This is a genomic window from Nostoc sp. DedQUE12b, assembly GCF_034530835.1.
GTDB lineage: Bacteria > Cyanobacteriota > Cyanobacteriia > Cyanobacteriales > Nostocaceae > Nostoc.
In genome coordinates, this window is the sequence record NZ_JAVRCI010000010.1 from 95237 (window position 1) to 114325 (window position 19089).

Annotated in this window: 16 protein-coding genes; 9 read left to right on the forward strand and 7 right to left on the reverse strand. The window is 39.4% G+C overall.

The annotated features are described in order from the left end of the window. Positions 1-9 precede the first annotated feature (9 nt). Entirely contained in the window at positions 10-978 is a 969-nt protein-coding gene (locus tag RMY16_RS07810; protein ID WP_322735901.1) for a glycosyltransferase family 2 protein, read from the reverse strand. A gap of 55 nt (positions 979-1033) precedes the next feature. After that, complete coding sequence (locus RMY16_RS07815) at positions 1034-3238, reverse strand: polysaccharide biosynthesis tyrosine autokinase (protein WP_322735902.1); 2205 nt, start codon at positions 3236-3238, stop codon at positions 1034-1036. A 1271-nt stretch (positions 3239-4509) separates the two neighbouring features. On the opposite strand from RMY16_RS07815, the gene RMY16_RS07820 reads away from it, so the two are divergent. The 7 genes from RMY16_RS07820 to RMY16_RS07850 all read left to right on the forward strand — a co-directional run bounded on the left by RMY16_RS07820 (position 4510) and on the right by RMY16_RS07850 (position 9143). Then, entirely contained in the window at positions 4510-4893 is a 384-nt protein-coding gene (locus RMY16_RS07820; RefSeq protein WP_322735903.1) for a hypothetical protein, read from the forward strand. A 72-nt stretch (positions 4894-4965) separates the two neighbouring features. After that, positions 4966-5394 (forward strand): bifunctional diaminohydroxyphosphoribosylaminopyrimidine deaminase/5-amino-6-(5-phosphoribosylamino)uracil reductase RibD, encoded by a 429-nt coding sequence (locus RMY16_RS07825; RefSeq protein ID WP_322735904.1) that lies wholly within the window; start codon positions 4966-4968, stop codon positions 5392-5394. Between the two features lie 206 nt (positions 5395-5600). Then, the gene (locus RMY16_RS07830; RefSeq protein ID WP_322735905.1) at positions 5601-5876 is read left to right on the forward strand and encodes a hypothetical protein; all 276 of its coding nucleotides are present in this window, start codon (positions 5601-5603) and stop codon (positions 5874-5876) included. Positions 5877-6705: 829 nt separating this feature from the next. Next, positions 6706-7725, forward strand: coding sequence for an RpoD/SigA family RNA polymerase sigma factor (locus RMY16_RS07835; RefSeq protein ID WP_322735906.1), 1020 nt, complete (start codon positions 6706-6708; stop codon positions 7723-7725). A gap of 97 nt (positions 7726-7822) precedes the next feature. Next, positions 7823-8317, forward strand: a complete 495-nt coding sequence (locus RMY16_RS07840) for an ureidoglycolate lyase (protein ID WP_322735907.1) — start codon at positions 7823-7825, stop codon at positions 8315-8317. Between the two features lie 176 nt (positions 8318-8493). Next, positions 8494-8841: a translation initiation factor gene (locus RMY16_RS07845; RefSeq protein WP_322735908.1), complete on the forward strand. Its 348-nt coding sequence runs from the start codon at positions 8494-8496 to the stop codon at positions 8839-8841. A gap of 143 nt (positions 8842-8984) precedes the next feature. After that, complete coding sequence (locus tag RMY16_RS07850) at positions 8985-9143, forward strand: YqaE/Pmp3 family membrane protein (protein ID WP_179065728.1); 159 nt, start codon at positions 8985-8987, stop codon at positions 9141-9143. A gap of 271 nt (positions 9144-9414) precedes the next feature. Here the strand turns inward: RMY16_RS07850 and RMY16_RS07855 are convergent, their stop codons facing one another. The 4 genes from RMY16_RS07855 to lpdA all read right to left on the reverse strand — a co-directional run bounded on the left by RMY16_RS07855 (position 9415) and on the right by lpdA (position 13100). After that, entirely contained in the window at positions 9415-10077 is a 663-nt protein-coding gene (locus RMY16_RS07855) for a carbonic anhydrase (protein WP_322659366.1), read from the reverse strand. Between the two features lie 117 nt (positions 10078-10194). Then, positions 10195-10446: a DUF5340 domain-containing protein gene (locus RMY16_RS07860; protein ID WP_322659782.1), complete on the reverse strand. Its 252-nt coding sequence runs from the start codon at positions 10444-10446 to the stop codon at positions 10195-10197. Positions 10447-10687: 241 nt separating this feature from the next. Beyond that, a complete protein-coding gene (trpC, locus tag RMY16_RS07865; protein WP_322659364.1) occupies positions 10688-11578 on the reverse strand; it encodes an indole-3-glycerol phosphate synthase TrpC in 891 nt (296 codons plus the stop codon). A 97-nt stretch (positions 11579-11675) separates the two neighbouring features. After that, positions 11676-13100, reverse strand: a complete 1425-nt coding sequence (gene lpdA, locus RMY16_RS07870; RefSeq protein WP_322735909.1) for a dihydrolipoyl dehydrogenase — start codon at positions 13098-13100, stop codon at positions 11676-11678. 428 nt (positions 13101-13528) lie between these two features. Between lpdA and RMY16_RS07875 the strand changes: the two genes are divergently transcribed. Together RMY16_RS07875 and RMY16_RS07880 are read left to right on the forward strand one after the other, a co-directional pair. Then, on the forward strand, positions 13529-15304 hold the full coding sequence (locus RMY16_RS07875; protein WP_322735919.1) for an SWIM zinc finger family protein: 1776 nt from the start codon (positions 13529-13531) through the stop codon (positions 15302-15304). A 454-nt stretch (positions 15305-15758) separates the two neighbouring features. Beyond that, on the forward strand, positions 15759-17522 hold the full coding sequence (locus tag RMY16_RS07880; RefSeq protein WP_416211654.1) for a ShlB/FhaC/HecB family hemolysin secretion/activation protein: 1764 nt from the start codon (positions 15759-15761) through the stop codon (positions 17520-17522). 432 nt (positions 17523-17954) lie between these two features. Here RMY16_RS07880 and RMY16_RS07885 read toward each other — a convergent pair whose 3' ends face one another. Next, positions 17955-19079 carry a hybrid sensor histidine kinase/response regulator gene (locus RMY16_RS07885; RefSeq protein ID WP_322735911.1) on the reverse strand — a complete coding sequence of 375 codons (1125 nt, stop codon included), beginning with the start codon at positions 19077-19079 and terminating at the stop codon, positions 17955-17957. Positions 19080-19089 lie beyond the last annotated feature (10 nt).

Sequence of the window (19089 nt, forward strand, 5' to 3'; positions counted from 1 at the left end):
ATTGAGCGCTTACAAAATTTTTAATTTACCACTAGTCAAAATTTTTAAAAAATAGCTAAGTAAGAAAACTATACCCTTTATTTTCCAATAAAAACTATGCTCAAATAAAAATATTATTTTCAAATAAGTAACAAAATCGTGATATTTTGGGCATGGTATTGTTTGTAACTCATTCAGAGATATGAAAGCTAAGAATAGCGGAGGGTTAAAATTGTTTTTTTGCAAAATATAATTAAAGAGGGAATTGCGTTTCCAAAATCTTTTATATTCATAGTTTTTGTCTACATCTAAAAACCTCTTATTATGATATTGATTATTTTCATGTATTCTATACATTACTAAAGGTTTAGACATATAAAACTTTTTAGCCCCCACCAAAGAAGCTCCCCATACCAAACAGTCATCAGCCCTTACACGCCAATCTTCTATATTTGGAATAGGCAAAAATTTTCTGACTATTTCTCTACGTATTGATAATGTTGAAGTTATGGAACCAATCCATTCATTATTATATAAAGTTCTAATTACTGAATAACCCAAATCTAAATCAACTTCATCGTCTTGAAATGTCCCTTCTACTGCTCCAAATTTTTTATACGCACAAAATAAAAAATCACATTCACTGCGTCTATTGTAAAAATTTAGGGCGTTTTCTAAATACTGAGGTTCATAAATATCATCAGCATCTAAAAAAAATATAATGTCACCATTAGCAGCTAAAAACCCTTCATTAAAAGATGATAATTGTCCTTGGTTTTTTTCTTTCAAGATAGATTTAACATTAGTTAATTGAGTAAATTTGTTGATAATTTCCGTAGAATTATCTGTGGATGCGTCATCAACAATGATAATCTCATCAAATTTAACTGTCTGATTTAAAGCGCTATCAATTGCCTCAGAAAGAAAATCAGCATAATTGTAATTATTAATTAAACAAGAAGTTTTAATTTTAGTTTTATCCATTATTTCTACAGTCACAAAATTGGGTTTAGATGGTTGTAGTGATGGTAGCTTTCAAAATTTATCAGAAAAGTTAATGCTCTTTGCGAAATTTAGTTAAGCTGCTAGATACCAAATCTTGTTCAATTTGTCGTTTCTTAGTGTCATAAAAATAATTATTAGGTTCATTTTTAGTATTCACACCATTGATGACTATCCCTAATACCTTCTGACCTGACTGAGTTAAAAACTCTTTAGCCGCATTTGCACTGTTCAAGTCAACTACTCCAGGACGAACGACTAATAAGATACCGTCAGTCAAGGTGCTTAAAACAGCAGCATCTGCTATTCCTGACAATGGAGGAGTATCGAAAATGACAAGATCATAATCTCTGCCAAAGTTACTAATTAATGTTGCCATGCGTTGAGAATCTAGCATTGCAACTGGATTAGGAGGCAAAACTCCAGAAGTGAGAACTTCCAGATTAGGCATTACTTCCTGAACAACTGTATCTAAAGAAGCTTGATTAATTAGTATATTACTTAGTCCCATTGTATTTGTTAGCCCCCAGATATGATGCTGTATGGGATGACGCATATCTGCATCCACCAACAACACCCTACGCCCCGCTTGAGCCATAGTTACAGCTAAATTTGCAGATACGTCAGACTTTCCTTCTTTTGCAACAGAACTTGTAACTACAATGCTTTTGAGCGGTTTATCAGAACAGAGGAACTTCAAGTTTACTTGTAGTATTTGATATGCATTACCAACAGGGAAGTAAGGAATATCTCTGCCAATAATTTTGGGAATAGCTCTATCCAGTCCTGGTATAGAAGAATGATCTTTACCATTTCTACCTTGTGTAGGAATTACTCCCAAAACACTGTATCTCAAGACTTCTTTGGCTTCTTTGACGGTCTTTACCGAGCGGTCTATCAAGTCTAAAGTAAAGGCGACAATGATACCTAAGAAAAAACCAACTCCTGCTCCACCAACAATAAACAGCATTTTCCGAGGCCCTTCTGCTTTATCAGGGATTAAAGCATAGGAAATGACACGAGCATTTGCAATTTTTTGGTTCTGTGCAATATCAATCTCTTGGCGTTTCTTTAAAAGTGTTTCGTAAGTCGTTTGAGCTGCTTGCAGTTTCCGTTCTAGCTCTCGTTGACTTTGTTCTAGCCTTGGCAAATTATTTGCTCGTTTTATATAGGCATTTTGCTGTTGTTTGAGTGTGGCAATTTGTCTCTCTAGCCCAACCCGTTCTGCCTGGGCACGAGTAATATCTGCAATTAGGCTTTGCCGTAGTTGTCCAACCTGTAAACTTCCCTGTGTTATCTGTGCTCCACCAGCTACTTGTCCTGTCCGCTCTTTTAGCAAGTTCTTAAGAGCTACGACTTTTTCTTCTAAGTTAGTAATTGTAGGGTGTTCAGGTGCAAAACGAGTCCGCTCTATTGCTAGTTTGCTTTCTGTTTCTTGGAGTTCAGCAAGCACTTTCTGAACTCCAGGTGCTTGACTCAATTCAGATTCAATTACCCCTTGCCGTGAATCTACCTGAGCTTCACTGCTTAACTGTTGTAGACGACCCTTGACATCATCTAGTTGAGCTAAAGCTTGAGAAATTTGGTTTCCTAACTTAGAAATTGTATCGACTGCTGCGGCTGCTTCTTGTTCTAGGACAACAACTTTATTCGTTTCTTTAAATACCCGCAGTTTTGATTCGGCTCTTCTGACAACTTCCTCAGCTTTAGGTACTTCCGTTACAAGAACCTGTTTGGCTGTCCGCGCTTCATTCTGATTAGCCTTGATATTTAGATCGATATAACTGTCAATAACTTCATTAACGATTTTAGCTGCTAGCTTTGGATCGCCGCCTTTATAAGAAAGTTGTACAACATCAGTGCCTTTAATTCCTTCTATTTTTAGTTGTTTTGCCAAGTCGGGAATCGAGAGCAGTTTGCCTTGACTATCTTTAAGGTTGAGGGAATTAATCGTTTTCTCAATTACTGGATTTGATCCAATAACTCTCACCTGAGTTTCCAAGGGATTGTCGTTCACATTCAAAGCTTCTAGGCGTCCTATGTCATCCGGTAAGCCCGTGAGTGAAGAAGAGCGATTTGTTTTAATCATCAAACTTCCTTCTGCCTTGTATGAAGGTTTTAGTGAAAATGCATATAAGCATCCAAGGCTAACAGATATAGCGAAAATTCCAACTAGAGGTAGCCAACGCCGTTGAAGAACTTCTAGGTATTTCTGAATATTTACTTCTTCAAAATGTGGTAAAGATTCCATCGTCATAATATATGTAAACTTTTATAAAAAAAGACTATTTACTTACAGCAGATTGTTCTCACAATTTCGAATCCAGTAACACTGTAGTCTATCTTGTGATATTAATATTTGGGTTGATTGTTAGCTAATACCTTATTGCTGAGATTCTTCAATATCTGAAGTTAACTAATAGTTTAGCAAGTCACAATTTTAACTTAATTCATATTTGACTGGCAGCAAAGCCAGGATAACTTACAATTTTATCCCTGATTGAGTTGCTTTCCATTTTTTGGGCTTAATTTTTGTTAACTTAGTTTTATGTTACTACTAACGCAAGTATTAATTAGTAACCTAACAATCACTATCATATTATGTAAGAACACTGAATTTAATAACTTCACAAAAAATTTATACAAAATACTAATATATTTACTTTTGGTTTGCTGATTTTAAAAAGACAAGAGGAGTCAATTTTTCAGGTAAGGAATAGTTAGATTGTGCCAGTCTATAAGCAATGTACACACTTCAGAGATAGGCTTTGGACAATGAAAAGAGATACATAGAAAGACTAGATGGATATTTACGTAAGCTACTTCAAAACTTTAATTAACAATGAATTCTTGCTTTGAATAATAGTCAATGGGAATAATACGGGACTGGCAATCATAAAATTGCATGATTTGAGTATTGAACCTATAAGGACTCACAATCAGCTTAAGGGACTTGCAAAAAATAAATTATCCCAAATTATTTATAGATTTGTAGGGACGCAAGGTCTTGGGCCCCTAAGACGGGATATTTTTTTAACTGGAAGTCCCTAATCTTTACTCCTCCCTCTTGTCTGATGGCTTGCTACCTACGACAAATTTTTCCGCTGACCGACTTAGTACAGGTAATTAAGTCGGTACAAATGATTAGAAGACAAGTAGTAAGACAAAATTAATTTACACAAAATTTAATTTTCAACTCTATCCAGCTTTAATTTAAAGTAGCTTAACAAAGGAGTATCAAATGACAGCGTGGTTAGAGCAATAAATTAGTTTACATCAGACTAGTACAAGACAGCGGAAATCCAGCTACTATCTCAATTAACCAGATGAATACCTCAAGCAAATTGTTCAAGGTAGGCCAACTTCAGCCATATTTTACTAGATTTCACTATATTTTTCATGAAGTTTCCCTATATTTATTATTACCTGTGTTAATCTGAAGTACTCAAGCTAGCCTTCTATTTTTTGGTTTTTGGTTTTAGGCAATTGTAATTATTAAACTGACATTAAATGTTGAGAGATGGAATTATGAAATCCTCTTCTATTATCTTACCCGTTGTGATTAGCACACTCACTTTCAGTCATAGTGCCTATGCTAACCAGGAGAATGTTCCTACAACAATAGGCGATCGCGATCAGGCTGGAGTTTTATTTACAGAACCAGCTACAATTAACGCTACATGGAGCAATTTTAGCGGACAGACTAATAATCCAAAACAAACTGCTGAATCAATTTCCCTGATGCAGGAGCGAGGATGCCAAAAAATTAACCCGCTTGAGTTCATCAATAACCCAAGCGCTTTTTTTAAGCAATGTCAGGAGCCAACCAAGACTCAAAGTACTGAACCAATTGAGTATCTCAAGGTTCCTAAACTGGATTCTGGTATTAGTGTGACAGTTACTAAATTTTGATATAGGAATTTTTTTAACAATAGATAGCTAATTCTTGGTAGTGTGATTTATCTAGAGAATTTACGCTCAAATATGGATGAAATATTTATGCTGGCTGCTTTAGCTCAAAGCAGAAAAGCTTTGCCGGAATGTTTGGCGAACCCACCAGTAGGCTGTGCGATCGTAGATGGTCAAGAGATAGTAGCTCAAGGATACACGCAAGCACCAGGAAAACACCATGCTGAGGCTAACGCACTTAAACAGATTCAAGGCAAAGCTTTCAACTTCTTGAAAATGTATGTAACTCTTGAACCTTGTTCTTTTCATGGACGCACACCTACATGTGCTTTAGCGATCGCTGAAGATTGTCGAATAGATGAAATATATGTATCTATACTTGATCCAGACCCCCGCAATAATGGTAAAGGATTAGACATTCTTAAAAAAGCAGGAAAAATAGTTAATGTCAGATTATGCGCCAATGAGGTGAATGCTTTTCTTAACCAATATCTATTAAAGTGATGATTGAAGATTTAGATTAAAACTTCAATAATAGTACTATTTTCCGAAAAAACTTTGCAATAACCTAACTATATATAGATACATAACTGGGCTTTTGTGCCAACTAAAAGTTGAAACCAGTAAGCGAGAAAGCTGTGAGATATTCCTTCATTAGGAGTTTTAGACTATTTCCGACTTCTCCAAAAAGTGGGAATGTTGTTTAAGCTATGCTGCACAACAATGAACTAGATACCCTTACACAAAAATGTTTTCGCTTCAAGAGGATATTAGGGCGATCGCGGGTGTTGCTGCCTTGCCAAGTATCATCCTTGATGTTAGTGTTACCACTGTTAGTACTTTTATTCCCTAAAATTTCTCTAGGAGTAATCAAGTTGATAATACCGCATCCAGTGCAGATGTCTGCGTGCAATTATGACACAATTGCAATTGTCACAGATATCTGCGTCTTTTTGATCATCCTAAATCCTAGCAAAGAGATATGAGTCAGAATGAATGTACAGATGTAGCGCTGCTACATCTGTGCAAGTGTTCTGGATACTGCATAATTAATTTCACCAGATGCCTAATTACTAAGTATTTGACCAGATTCTTAAAGTAAGCTGTTATTAAAGAAGGAGAGCAGGTGAAGTTCTTTCACGTTTAAGGATCCCGCTATGTACCTGGCTTGATATGATTAGATTGTATTATAAAAAAATGAGGTGAAAAATGGATATTTTATATTTAATAAGTTCTTATTTAAGGGGATTACATCTATTGATAAAAAAATTATGAGCATATCAATGAATGAAATTTTTGTGATATTTTAAAATTTTCTATTAATAATTTATCTCTTAGATAATGAAATCCTTCGTAACTTTTACTTTTTCCAGTAACACCATTGTATAACGAAACTAAATTTAATTGTTAATTGTATTTTATATGCGAAAATAAATGATAAAGGAATGTAATTACTTAAAAGGATATGCTAATGATACTTTAGGTAATTGATTTGTGACTGGTGATGATGTTATTATTAAGGAGTAGGTTGATTTTGGGTTTATTATCTCCAAGAATTAACTTGTAATGTATCATAGACCAGAATTCATCAGTGTTGCAAATTGATTAGACCTCTTGCATAAATTACAAATTAAAAACCCCACCCCGCCAAAGCGTAGCTTTATCTCCCCTCCCCGAAAGTGGAAGGAAATTAAGGGATGGGGTGTTAAGTACTTTTGCAAGATATCTATTAATTAACAGTGTGAAATGACTGTGGGTCTGAATATCTAGACTTGATACCAATAAATTGATGAGGTTACAGAGGAGCAAATAACCATGAGCAACTTAACATCTCCACATACCGAAGTTCAAAAAACGAAGAAAAAAAGTTTAGCCGCAGATAAAAAGCCTCGAGCTACAGATGATATTGTGCGTAGTTATCTGCAAGAGATCGGGCGTGTAGATTTGTTGACTCGCGAACAAGAGGTTATTTTTGCCCAACACGTGCAGCAGATGATGAATTTATTAGCTGCTAAGGAAGAATTGGCTGTGACATTAAACTACGAACCCACGCTGCAAGAATGGGCAGATCGGGTGGAGTTAAGTGTGGAGGTACTAGAGCAACAGCTAAATTTAGGACACCAGGCCAAGCAGAAAATGATTCAGGCTAATCTCCGGTTAGTGGTAGCTGTGGCAAAGAAATACCAGCACCGGAACCTAGAATTTATGGATTTAATTCAAGAAGGTACTTTAGGTTTAGAACGGGGGGTGGATAAATTTGATCCCGCTCTTGGTTACAAGTTTTCTACTTATGCTTATTGGTGGATTCGTCAAGGAATTACACGGGCGATCGCTCAACAAGGACGTACAATTCGTTTACCTATCCACGTCTTTGAGAAACTGAACAAAATTAAACGGGTGCAGCGAGAATTATCTCAACAGTTAGGTCGCGTTCCTAGTACTGCTGAAATTGCTACTGCCTTATCTTTGACACCTAGCCAAGTTCGAGAGTGTTTATACTTAGCCCGACAACCCTTCTCTCTAGAGGCACGAGTTGGGGAACAACAAGATACAGAATTGCAGGACATATTGGAGGATGATGGTCCTTCTCCTGAAGATTATGCCGTTGAAGAATCTCTCCACCAAGATTTACAAGACTTATTGGCAAAGCTGTCTCCCCAGCAGCGAGAAATATTAACTCTGCGCTTTGGTCTAACTGATGGGTATGAACTTTCTTTAGCACAGATTGGCGATCGCATGGGTATTAGTCGAGAACGGGTGCGTCAGATAGAACAAAAAGCTCTCAGTCTCCTCCGACGCCAAAAGGAACAAGTACGTAGTTATCTAGCTAGCTAAAGTTATTTTTTCATAAAAGAAATCACCATAATGGCTGTATAAAATTAAGTCGTTTTGGGGGAAAATAAACCTAAATAATCTCTCTTAAAGATTTAATATGAGTACACCAAAGACAGTGCAACAATTGCAGGTACAATGGGTGACTTCTGAAAACTTTGGACGTTATGGACAGGTGATTTTTGCAAGTCTTGATGGCAAAACTTATGATGGGGAAGATGCCCAGTTAAACCTGCAAAACGGGATTCCACGATTTTATATTATGCGGTTGGAGAAGATAGGGCGAAAGTTCCACAAAATTACTCGTCATGTGGAATGCACTCAATGTCTGGGTTCTTTGGAAGGGAAGGATTGGTTAATTGCAGTTTGTCCTCCTCATAATGATGTGAATGAACCAGCATTAGAAGATATTGCTGCTTTCCGCATTCCGGGGAATTGTTTTATCAAGCTACACGAGGGTACTTGGCACGCTGGCCCCCATTTTGACCATGAAGCTGTGGATTTTTATAATTTAGAACTAGCTGATACCAATAGGGTAGATCATTTCACCCATGATTTTCTCAAGAGTCATCAATTAGAGTTTGAGATGGTTTAGGTAAGATTAGGTTTAATTATAGATATAGACAAGCCATTTCCCTGAATTAGTTCAAGTATTACGTCAGTTTGGTTATGATGTATGGATGTGTAATGTTAGCCTAGAAACTGTATCCCAGCAGAATGGTTGCGTAGAAGTTTCCACTGCCTTTGAAATTTTTCTTAAACATTCATTTTATGTCTTCTTCCAAGTCTCAATCTTCTGACAAAAGCTTTGTCTACCGCGAATTTGGCAATGACAACTCCGCCGCCACAGAAAGACCGATTCCAGAACTACCCCCACAACAACAAAATCTGAAAGTACAGGCTTCCCGCAAAGGACGCAAAGGTAAAACCGTCACAGTCGTTAGCGGTTTTCAAGCCAAACCCGAAACCTTAGCAGATTTGGTGAAGCAGTTGAAAACCCAGTGTGGGACAGGTGGGACACTTAAAGACAACGAAATTGAAATTCAGGGCGAACACAAACAGAAAATTGTTGAGATTTTGACCAAGCTAGGTTACAAAGCCAAAATTAGCGGTGGCTAATGTGTTGAGTGCGGTTTACCGTATCTTAAGCGCTATCTAGATTAAGAGAGGGAATGTTATCTTTGAGAGGTACAAATATGCTTGAACAGTGGTAAATTAGTTTGCCAACAAGCTGTTTTTTCTGAGATTAACAGGAGGTTTAAATGGATTTAGTTCGGATTCTGTGTGCCATTTTCCTGCCGCCTTTGGGAGTTTTTTTACAAGTAGGTTTTGGTATAGACTTTTGGATTAATATACTTTTGACGCTGTTTGGTTACATTCCTGGTATTATTCATGCAGTGTGGATAATTGCTAAGAAATAATTCTTTGTAGAAGTAGGTTAAGCGTACCAATATCTGTGTTAATGATTGTTATAGAGGCAATTCATGAATTGCCTCTATAAAAAAGTTTATAAAATTAACTACTTTGTATTCGTAACTTTAATTAAACAAAAATTTCTAAGAATACTATTTTATTTTTGAAATATACATAAACACTACCCAAGAAAACCCGATATCTAAATAAAAGTTGTAAAAACAATATTTATCAAGTCTCTAATGTAAGCTTTTGTGTGGGGTAAATACTGAATTAACTCTAACTTTTTAACATCGTATAGAGTCTAAACTCTAGAAGCAAGGGGCAGATGTGTAATTGCCATTGCACAGTTGAAACGTTTAAATCTTTGATTAACCCAGTGCGTATATCTAATACCCAGCCGTGAACCATAGGTGCTTTTCGCTCATGGAGTACTTGACGCATGATGGAAGTTTGGTAAAGATTTTTCACTTGCGCTACAACATTGATTTCTGCCAAGCGATTCAGACGTTCTTCTCTTGTTGGCAAGGCGTCAATTTCTTCTTGTTTCTCTAAATACAGTTCCCGAATTGGATTTACCCAGTTATCAAGAATTCCGATAGTTCTCCCTTCTAAAGCTGCCTTAATTCCTCCGCAATCGTAGTGACCACAAACGATAATGTGTTCCACTTTCAGGTGTAAAATTGCATATTCTAAAACGGCTAAAAAGTTTATATCTGTTAGAGAAACTTGATTGGCAATATTACGATGTACAAATAACTCTCCTGGTTCTGTACGGGTAAACTTTGTTAATGCCAGACGACTATCAGAACACCCAATGTATAAAAAAGGTGGTGTTTGTCCATTAGATAATTGTTGAAAGTAAGTTGGATCTAGAGCTAGCTTTTCGGCAACCCAAGCCTGATTATTTCTGAGGAGTTCATCAATGCTGTTGTATTTCATCTTTCGTTAAATTCGAGAGAGAATCTTATCAATATTTTATTTTAACTGATCTACAGATTTGTCTAAATCAAGATGAACTTTCTCAGAACTCAAATCTTCTAAAGATGACAATTTTTTTCAATCGGGGGCAACAACTTTGCTATCGTTATGATGATTGATTGACCAACGGTGATCGATAGCTACAGAGGAAAACTCGCAAATTTCTTCTAGTCGCTTTTGCTGTACAGCAGCTTTCCGGAGAGTAATAATTAGCTGATTCACCTGATGCCGTAAATCTGGGTTATCATTTACTGCTAACATAGTTTGTCTTTCTAAGAGTTGAAGTATAAGTTCGTAGTGAATAGGCGAAGGTAGAGGAATTTGCTCCATGAAGTTAAATTTTGATTTCATATTTGGGATTTTTTATTAGTCACAGTTCGTTTCTTGTTAATAAATTGTTACATACTAAATAACTAGTTGCTTATGGCTTTGATTTGATTAGCAATGAAGATTTGGCAAAGATATTGATGATATTTAATGGCAAACTGCTGCGTGTATACGCATAGTGTGCCCAATTGCTCAACTATTATGTGCAGCCCTGCACCTTTTAGGGGCAGGTGAGGTGTTTCTTTCAAAAATTCCTCGGTAATATACGAGCGATCGCAGCGCCGGGATCTGGTTGTTTTACCAAAGATTCTCCAATGAGTACAGCAGATGCACCTGCTGTCAGCACTAAACTTAAATCTTCTGGGTTGTGTAGTCCTGACTCGCTGACAACAAGGATATTTTTCTCTTGCAATTGTCTACCCCTTGCAGCTAAAAGTTGGCAAGTAGTTTGCAGATCAACAGAGAAATCTTCCAAATTGCGATTATTGATTCCTACTAAGGAGACCCCATCCAAAGCTAACACACGGTCAAGTTCTGCCAAACTATGGACTTCAACTAAGGTTGCCATTTTCAGGTTGTTAGCAATTTTGAGGAAGTATTTCAGATCTTGATCGCTCAAAATAGCCGCAATCAACAAAATAGCATCTGCACCCTGAACCCGCGCCAAGTATATCTGATAAGCATAAACGACAAACTCTTTGCACAGTAGGGGCAAATCTACGGCAGCCCGAACCTTGGCTAAGTTTTCAAAACTACCTTGAAAAAACTTGACATCTGTCAGCACAGAAAGACAACTAGCGCCACCTTGCTGATAAGACAGGGCGATCGCTACTGGGTCAAAATCTTCTCGTAAAACACCTTTACTAGGTGAAGCTTTTTTAACTTCGGCAATCAATGCTGGCTTAGTCTTACCTTGGCGCAAGGCGTCGACAAAATCACGGGTTGGCGGCGCAGTCAGTACCCGCTTCCGTAATTCTTGCAAAGGAACTTGTTCCCGCATTTGGTCATATTCTACTTCTTTCTGCCAGACAATTTCTTCTAAGATGTGGTTTGGTGCTGCATCAGGCACGACAGCCTGATAACGCAATATCGATACATCAATAGCTGGGTTAGGTGAACGGCGACGGATTTGCATAATTTGTCATTAGTCATTGGTCATTAGTCATTGGTTATTAGTCATTGGTCATTTGTCCTAGTTTATTGACAAAGGACAAATGACAGAGGACAAATGACTAAATGGCTCGTTTATAAGCTTCGTCTAGGACTTCTGAGAGTGTCGGGTGGGCGTGAACTAGATGTGCAAGATTGTGGACAGATTGACGGTTGGCGATCGCAGCTGACGCTTCATGAATTATGTCTGAGGCGTGCAGTCCGAAAATGTGAACACCCAAGACTTCTCCGGTGTCTTTGCGATATATCACCTTGGCAATACCGTCGGCTTCATTTTCTGCCAACGCTTTGGAATTTCCTTTGAAGTAACTCCTACTTGTGGCGATTTCAAACCCTTCGGTTTGTCCCAACTCCTTAGCTGCTGTTTCAGTTAAGCCTACATAGCTGACCTCTGGGTGGGTAAATGCCGCTGCGGGGATGCTGCGATAGTCTACTATTCTTTCCCTCCCAACTATATTTTCTACCGCGATGATGCCTTGAGCAGAAGCAGCATGGGCTAACATCATCTTCCCATTAGCGTCGCCAATTGCCCACAAATGCGGCACGACTTCACCTGCTGATAGCACTGCCATGCGATCGTCTACTGGAATAAAATTCCGGCGATCGACTTCCACACCCACAGACTCTAAACCAAGATTTTTGGTCGCTGGGATGCGTCCCGTAGCCACCAAGCAAGCATCTACTTCGATGACATCTACATCTTCTTTGGTTTTGAAATCTGCTAACTCAATCACCACAGGTGAACCTGGGATAACTTTTTTGGCGTATATTCCGACTTTCGTTTCAATATCACGGGGAGTAATTAGCACCCGTTCGGCAAGTTTGGCAATATCGCGGTCAAATCCTGGCATTAACTGATCTAAGGCTTCAATCAAGGTGATTTCACAACCCAAAGCTGAGTAAATATCAGAAAATTCTAAGCCGATATAACCACTGCCAATAATTGCCACCCAGTCTGGTAACGACTCTAATTTGACACCTTGATCGCTGGTAAAGACAGTTTTGCCATCTATTTCAATCCCTGGAGGGACAAAAGGAATCGAACCAGGGGAAAGGATAATGTCTTTGGCTGTGATGGTTTTTTCACCCCCGTCTCCGACGATAGAGACTTTTTGCGCCCCAGCGATTTTTCCCCAACCTCTGATGATATCGACTTTTAGACGTTTGAGGCTGTTGGTTAAGTCGCCTTGAATTTTCGAGACGAGATCGTTAGCATGATTAGCGATCGCTTGGCGATCGAATTCCACGCTACCAATTTGAATTCCCAGTGACTTGAGGTGGTGGGCATTGCGTAACTCCCGCACACGTCCAGATGCTGCCAGCAGCGCTTTAGAAGGAATACAGCCCCGATTAACACAGGTTCCTCCCATATCAGCAGCTTCAATAATTGCTGTTTTCAAACCACAACTTACGGCGTGTAAGGCTGCGCCATGTCCGCCTACACCAGCGCCGATAATTACTAAATCGTAATCATATCCTTGACTCACGTTAGTTTCCCCGTGTGCTTCGCCTATTTATTCTCAACTTGACCGACAATCAGCGCAACCCTTTTAACAGTTATCAGTTATCAGTTTTATCGCTGAACTCTAAATCCCTTACCTTACATTACCCTGACTGTTTACTGTTGACTGTTCACTGATTTCAGGTTTGGGTATTGCTAACTCAAATTATGATTCACTCACTTCTGGCGAAAATATGGATATTTTCATTATATGGGTTGGTTTTCCCAGAAAAGCGACAAGAAATTAAGTGAGTATTTGCAGGGCAATGAAGCTGATTCCCAGTTCTAAGCTAGTTAATGAATAGAAATTGCGGTTTCATTCAGAATCTCCACACCTTTTTCTTTACAGGGCGTTAGCGTAACACTAAGCTGGATTTAGGATTGATCCAGAAGATTTACGCAGGCGATCGCTCGATGTCTATTCCCCAAATTAGTGAATTTACTATCCGCCGTCATGCCAACGCCAAATCTTTCCAGCGGGGCGAGGCATATTATAACGCTGGTGCTGTTAATGCCGTTATCCTACGTGGTCATTTGCTTCAGGCAGATGTTATAGGCACCGAAGCTAGACCTTATCATGTCAGCCTGAATTTCGATAGTAGTGGGTTAACCTCAGTAAAATGCACCTGTGCCTACGACTATGAAGGGTGGTGCAAACACATTGTTGCGACGATGCTCGTTTGTGCGCGTAACTCAGAAAATATTGAGCAGCGTCCTACCCTTGAAGAACTACTAAATCGCCTGAATTATATCGAAACTCAAAGGCTCCTGCAAGAGTTGGTAGCAGAATACCCCCCTCTAATTGAGGCGATTGACCGCCATGTAAGTTGGATGACAAATCCTGTTGACAACCAAACAATTATAAAATCCGTGCGCCACAGTACTATTGATCCGGCTGCTTTTCGGCGGCAAGTACGGCAGATTCTCAAGGATACCGTGCGCTACTTTGAGGAGGGATACGAAGAAGACCCGATTGGCGAAGATTTGCTGAGTGTAGTGCAAACTGCGGTTGATTTTAGCGAACGGGGAGAAGGTGAAAATGCGATCGCTATTTTGTCAGCAATTACCTCTACCTGTGCGGAAAATTGGGATGATGTTGCCGAATACGGCGCTGAAAATGATGAAGTTGTCGCGGAATTAAATAATGCTTGGTGTGAAGCAATTCTTAGCACGGAACTTACTCCAGAAGAAAAAGTTGATATTCAAATAAATTTAGAAGCTTGGCAAGATGAGTGGAATGCTGATTTTGGTTTAGTTATGGAGGCTTTACGCCAAGGTTGGGATTATCCGCCACTGGTACAAGTTCTCCAAGGTAACATTACTGAAAGGGGGGCTTGGGAAGAAGACGTACCAGATTATGCTGATGATTTGGCATTAATTCGCCTGAAAATTCTCGAACGTCAAGAACGTTATCAAGAATACCTGTATTTAGCAGAAGCGGAAGGGCAAACTCAGCAATATCTGACAATGTTGGGGCGTTTAGGCAGGGTGGAAGAAGCAATTGATGCTGCTCAAACCCAGATGAACTCAATGGAAGAAGCCTTTGCTTTAGCGAAAACACTTAGCGTTCAGGGGGCATTACAGCAAGCATTAGATATAGCCCAGAGTGGATTAAATTTATCAGGTAATTGTCAGTACAAATTGGGAATTTGGACAAGTGATTTAGCTGTTGAGTTGGGTAATAGTGAAGCTGCTTTATTAGCAATCAAGGCGGCTTTTGAAATAAAGCCCTCCTTTGTGGATTACCAAAAGATGGCAGAATTGGCTGGGGCAAACTGGGAAAGTGTCAAAACAGACCTGCTGAGAATTGTCCGTACTTGTAGTGGTTGGGGAACAGAATCAGCCAAGGTAGATATATTCTTGTATGAGGGGCTAATTGATGATGCAATTGCGATCGCTGGTGAACTAAGTTCCGATCGTTCAGAGTTAATTCACCGAGTTATGGATGCTGCTATCCCTCATAATCCTGGTTGGGTGATTGCTAATGCTCGTCGCCGTGCCGAAAAGATTATGGATGCAGGTAAAGCCGAATACTATTATTACGCGGTTGAATGGTTGAAAAAGGCGCGTAATGCCTATTTGGAATCTGGGAAGAAAGCTGAGTGGTTAAGCTATCGGGAAAACTTGATGCAAACTCACGCTCGTAAACGTAAATTGATGGGAATGTTTCAGCAAAGTGGTATGGAGTGAAAAAGGCAGCAAGTAGTTCAATGAGCGGTGTAGGCTTATCTTTCAGAGACGTACAAGGGAAAGACCTACACTGAGTGCAGCATACTAAATCAGAAATTTGATATCGATTTAAACTGTAAAAAAAGCACGGAGATACTACGCGTAGCTTGCTTCCACGTAGTGGTAGGGAAGCCTTTGACTACATAAATTTTTTTCCCTACCAAGGATTTCGGGCAACGCATAATTAATTTAATTTCACCAGATATCTGATTGATACTTTTAAATCTGCAATCACCAGATGATTTAGCTTTTAAATTGAGATTTGCTCAAGATATTAACTTTAGCGACAAAACATGAAGTAAGATTCACTTCTGAAGCAGTCCCCGTATAATCCCATAGTTACTGACAAGAATAGTCCAGTGCGATGATTGATAAATACCCTCAGAATCTTATACTGTCCTGCTTACCGCTGAGTATGCTTCTATTACTTAGCAGTACATCTTTAAGTCCACTGAAAGCTCAGGCTGTTGATACTACACAATTACCAACTAGTGATTTCACCCTATCACAACAAAATCCACCACCACCACCACCACCACAGGATATCCAACCACCTACACCTTCACCACTTCCCTCACCTGAAGTGCCACAGCCACTCCCCCCACCAGCAGAACTACTTCCACCCTCTGCCCCAACTCCCACACCTGATGCACCACTCCCTGGCAACTTTCCTCAAACTATTGTTGTTGAACGCTTTGAAGTTGTTGGTAGCACAGTTTTCAGTGCTGAAGAGTTAGCCAAAGCCACTGCTGAATTTACCAAACGCCCGATCTCACTGACTGAATTGTTTCAAGCACGTTCCAAAATCACTGATTTATATGTCAAAAATGGTTATATTACTTCTGGTGCTTTGATTCCACCCCAAAGAATCCAACCCCAATCCCGTGTTGTCAAAATTCAGGTGGTCGAAGGTAAATTAGAAGATATTCAGGTAACTGGGACTCGGCGGCTGAATCCGAATTATGTCCGCAGCCGACTAGCAATAGCCACATCACCGCCTCTCAATCGCCAGCGTCTATTAGAAGCACTGCAACTTTTGCAACTTAATCCTTTGATTCAAAACGTGACTGCTGAACTCTCAGCAGGATCGCGGACGGGTACGAGTCTATTAGAAGTTAAAATCAGTGAGGCAAAAACCTTTAGTGGGCAAATAGTTCTTGATAATGGGCGATCGCCTAGTGTTGGCAGTTTTCGACGCGGATTAAGATTGAATGAAGCCAACTTACTCGGATTGGGAGATGGTCTGAGTGTAGGCTACACCAATACTGATGGTAGCAACTCCTTTGACGCTAGTTACACATTGCCTCTCAATCCCCGCAACGGAACGCTTACCTTCAACTATGGCACTACGTCGAGCAATGTCATTGAGCCTCCTTTCGACATCCTAGATATCGAATCGGCTTCTCGCTACTACGAGCTGACATTCCGTCAGCCAATAATCCAAACTCCTACACAAGAATTCGCTTTGGGGTTAACAGCTTCCCGACGCGAAAGTGAGATCTCGTCCTTGTTACAGAGAGAAGGGGTTCCCGCCTCTGATCTTTCACCTGGTGCTGATGAACAGGGACGCACCAGGGTATCTGCATTGCGATTTTTTCAAGAATGGACGAGTCGTAATAGTCGTGAAGTCGTTGCCCTACGCTCTCAATTCAGTTTGGGCATAGATGTGTTGGATGCGACAGTTAATCAAGATGCTCCCGATAGCCGTTTTTTTGCTTGGCAAGGGCAAGCACAATGGGCACGGCTTTTAGCTCCTGAAAGCTTATTGTTATTACGTTTAAATACGCAACTAGCATCTACAAAACTTCTACCTATAGAGCAATTTGGCTTAGGTGGGCAGGATAGCATTCGCGGCTACCGTCAAGATTACCTGCTGACAGATAATGGCGCTTTTGTTTCTGCGGAAATTCAAGTACCGATTCTGCGCTTACCGCAGATAGATAGCATATTACAAGTTGTCCCGTTTGTGGATTTTGGGGTTGGCTGGAATACTTCTGGTGAAGACAATCCCGATCGCAATACTTTAGCTGCTGTTGGTCTGGGGTTGCGTTGGGCACAGGGCGATCGCTTCACCGTTCGTCTTGACTGGGGTATTCCTTTGGTATCTGTTAACAACTCAAATGAGAGAACATTACAAGAAAACGGTCTGTATTTTAGTTTACTCTATAATCCTTTTTAAGCGCTGTTCATCTCCACCCTAGCAAGAGTTGAGGGTGGGGATAGACAATAGTCAATGATAAAAATATGAAGATGGTCTAAGTTTTTATAAAAAAGACCCTGGGTTATGATTCCAGGGTGCATACACGTTTTTCAGGCATTAATAGGTTAAATAATAACTCTGTAAAATAGTTATTTCTACTATCTATAGAATGATACAAAAGTAGATCTAGTTATTTTAGTTTCTCAATACATCTGCCATTGGGAGTATATAAATATTGGCAGAGGCAAGTTATCCAGCAATATCTGATTGGATTAACCTTCAAATGCTACTGTAATTAATCCATCTAATTTAAGGTAATTTAATTTTTTTGAGGGCATAAAAACACATCAAAAATTAAATCTAATTTATAGGGAAATATCCGCAAAATAATCTGTGATAAAGGAGAATAACTTAAGCGTTTTTAGGTAGTTGCACAGTAAATAAACTACCTTTTCCTACTTCAGAAGTGACCTTGATAGTTCCTGCGTGCCCTTCTACAATGCGATGGGATAGATGTAATCCTAAGCCACTACCTGAGCGTTTATTTCTGCCTTGGCGAAATCGCTCGAAAATTGTTGCCTGATCTTCTGGTGCAATCCCATATCCTGTATCTTGTACCTCAATTATTACCGAATCTGGATCATCTGAATTAGATGATGTTTCATAAATGCGGATTGTTATGCCTCCTGTATCTGTAAATTTGATGGCATTTGCAATCAGGTTGTTTAACACTCGCCGTAATTCTAAACGATCGCCCATGATAATACCAGCGTTTGGACTCAGTGGATCTAATTTACGGGTATCAATTTCCAGAGCCAAGCTTTTTTCATTAGTTAGAGGACTTAGTTCGCTGACTACTTCTTGAGATATTTCACATAAATTGCATTCCTCCCAATTCAACGTTTTTTTACCCGCCTCGAAGCGATAGACTTCTAATAGGGTGTTGACCATTTCCATCAAATTTTGGTTACTACGAATCATGACTGCGATCGCCTGTTTCATTTCCGGCGAAATTTTGCAGAATGTTTCCATTTCAAACAAATTCAACATGCGATCAGAAGCTACTAGGGGAGTTCGCAAATCATGAGTCAGACGGGAAACAAAATCTTCCCGTTGGCGGGCCATTTTTTGTTGTTCGTCCAGACTGTGCTTGAGACGTAATAGCGATCGCACTCTTGCCAGTAGTTCATCAGTATCAAATGGTTTACGAATAAAATCGTCAGCACCAGCATCCAAACCTTCGACAACGCTGGATTGATGAAAGGCAGTAATCAACAGAATGGGAATATAAGAGATTGCGGGGTTATTCCGAATTCGACGTGTGACTTCATAGCCATCTATCCCCGGCATCATTACATCTAACAGAATCAGATCAGGTGGAGATTGCTCAATTTGCCGCAAAGCTTTTATTCCATCTGAAGCTAAATCAATTTTATATCCTTCACTTTCTAAAATTGCTTGAACCAAAATGAGATTATCTTGAGTGTCGTCAACTGCTAAGATACGATAAATTTTATTATTTTCAACTACAGACATGATTTATATT

Coding starts and splice junctions, on each gene's coding strand:
- RMY16_RS07815 (WP_322735902.1), bottom strand. CDS start 3,238: ATGACGATGGAATCTTTACCACATTTTGAAGAAGTAAATATTCAGAAA.
- RMY16_RS07820 (WP_322735903.1), top strand. CDS start 4,510: ATGAAATCCTCTTCTATTATCTTACCCGTTGTGATTAGCACACTCACT.
- RMY16_RS07825 (WP_322735904.1), top strand. CDS start 4,966: ATGGATGAAATATTTATGCTGGCTGCTTTAGCTCAAAGCAGAAAAGCT.
- RMY16_RS07830 (WP_322735905.1), top strand. CDS start 5,601: ATGCTGCACAACAATGAACTAGATACCCTTACACAAAAATGTTTTCGC.
- RMY16_RS07835 (WP_322735906.1), top strand. CDS start 6,706: ATGAGCAACTTAACATCTCCACATACCGAAGTTCAAAAAACGAAGAAA.
- RMY16_RS07840 (WP_322735907.1), top strand. CDS start 7,823: ATGAGTACACCAAAGACAGTGCAACAATTGCAGGTACAATGGGTGACT.
- RMY16_RS07845 (WP_322735908.1), top strand. CDS start 8,494: ATGTCTTCTTCCAAGTCTCAATCTTCTGACAAAAGCTTTGTCTACCGC.
- RMY16_RS07850 (WP_179065728.1), top strand. CDS start 8,985: ATGGATTTAGTTCGGATTCTGTGTGCCATTTTCCTGCCGCCTTTGGGA.
- RMY16_RS07855 (WP_322659366.1), bottom strand. CDS start 10,077: ATGAAATACAACAGCATTGATGAACTCCTCAGAAATAATCAGGCTTGG.
- RMY16_RS07860 (WP_322659782.1), bottom strand. CDS start 10,446: ATGGAGCAAATTCCTCTACCTTCGCCTATTCACTACGAACTTATACTT.
- trpC (WP_322659364.1), bottom strand. CDS start 11,578: ATGCAAATCCGTCGCCGTTCACCTAACCCAGCTATTGATGTATCGATA.
- RMY16_RS07875 (WP_322735919.1), top strand. CDS start 13,529: ATGTCTATTCCCCAAATTAGTGAATTTACTATCCGCCGTCATGCCAAC.
- RMY16_RS07880 (WP_416211654.1), top strand. CDS start 15,759: ATGCTTCTATTACTTAGCAGTACATCTTTAAGTCCACTGAAAGCTCAG.
- RMY16_RS07885 (WP_322735911.1), bottom strand. CDS start 19,079: ATGTCTGTAGTTGAAAATAATAAAATTTATCGTATCTTAGCAGTTGAC.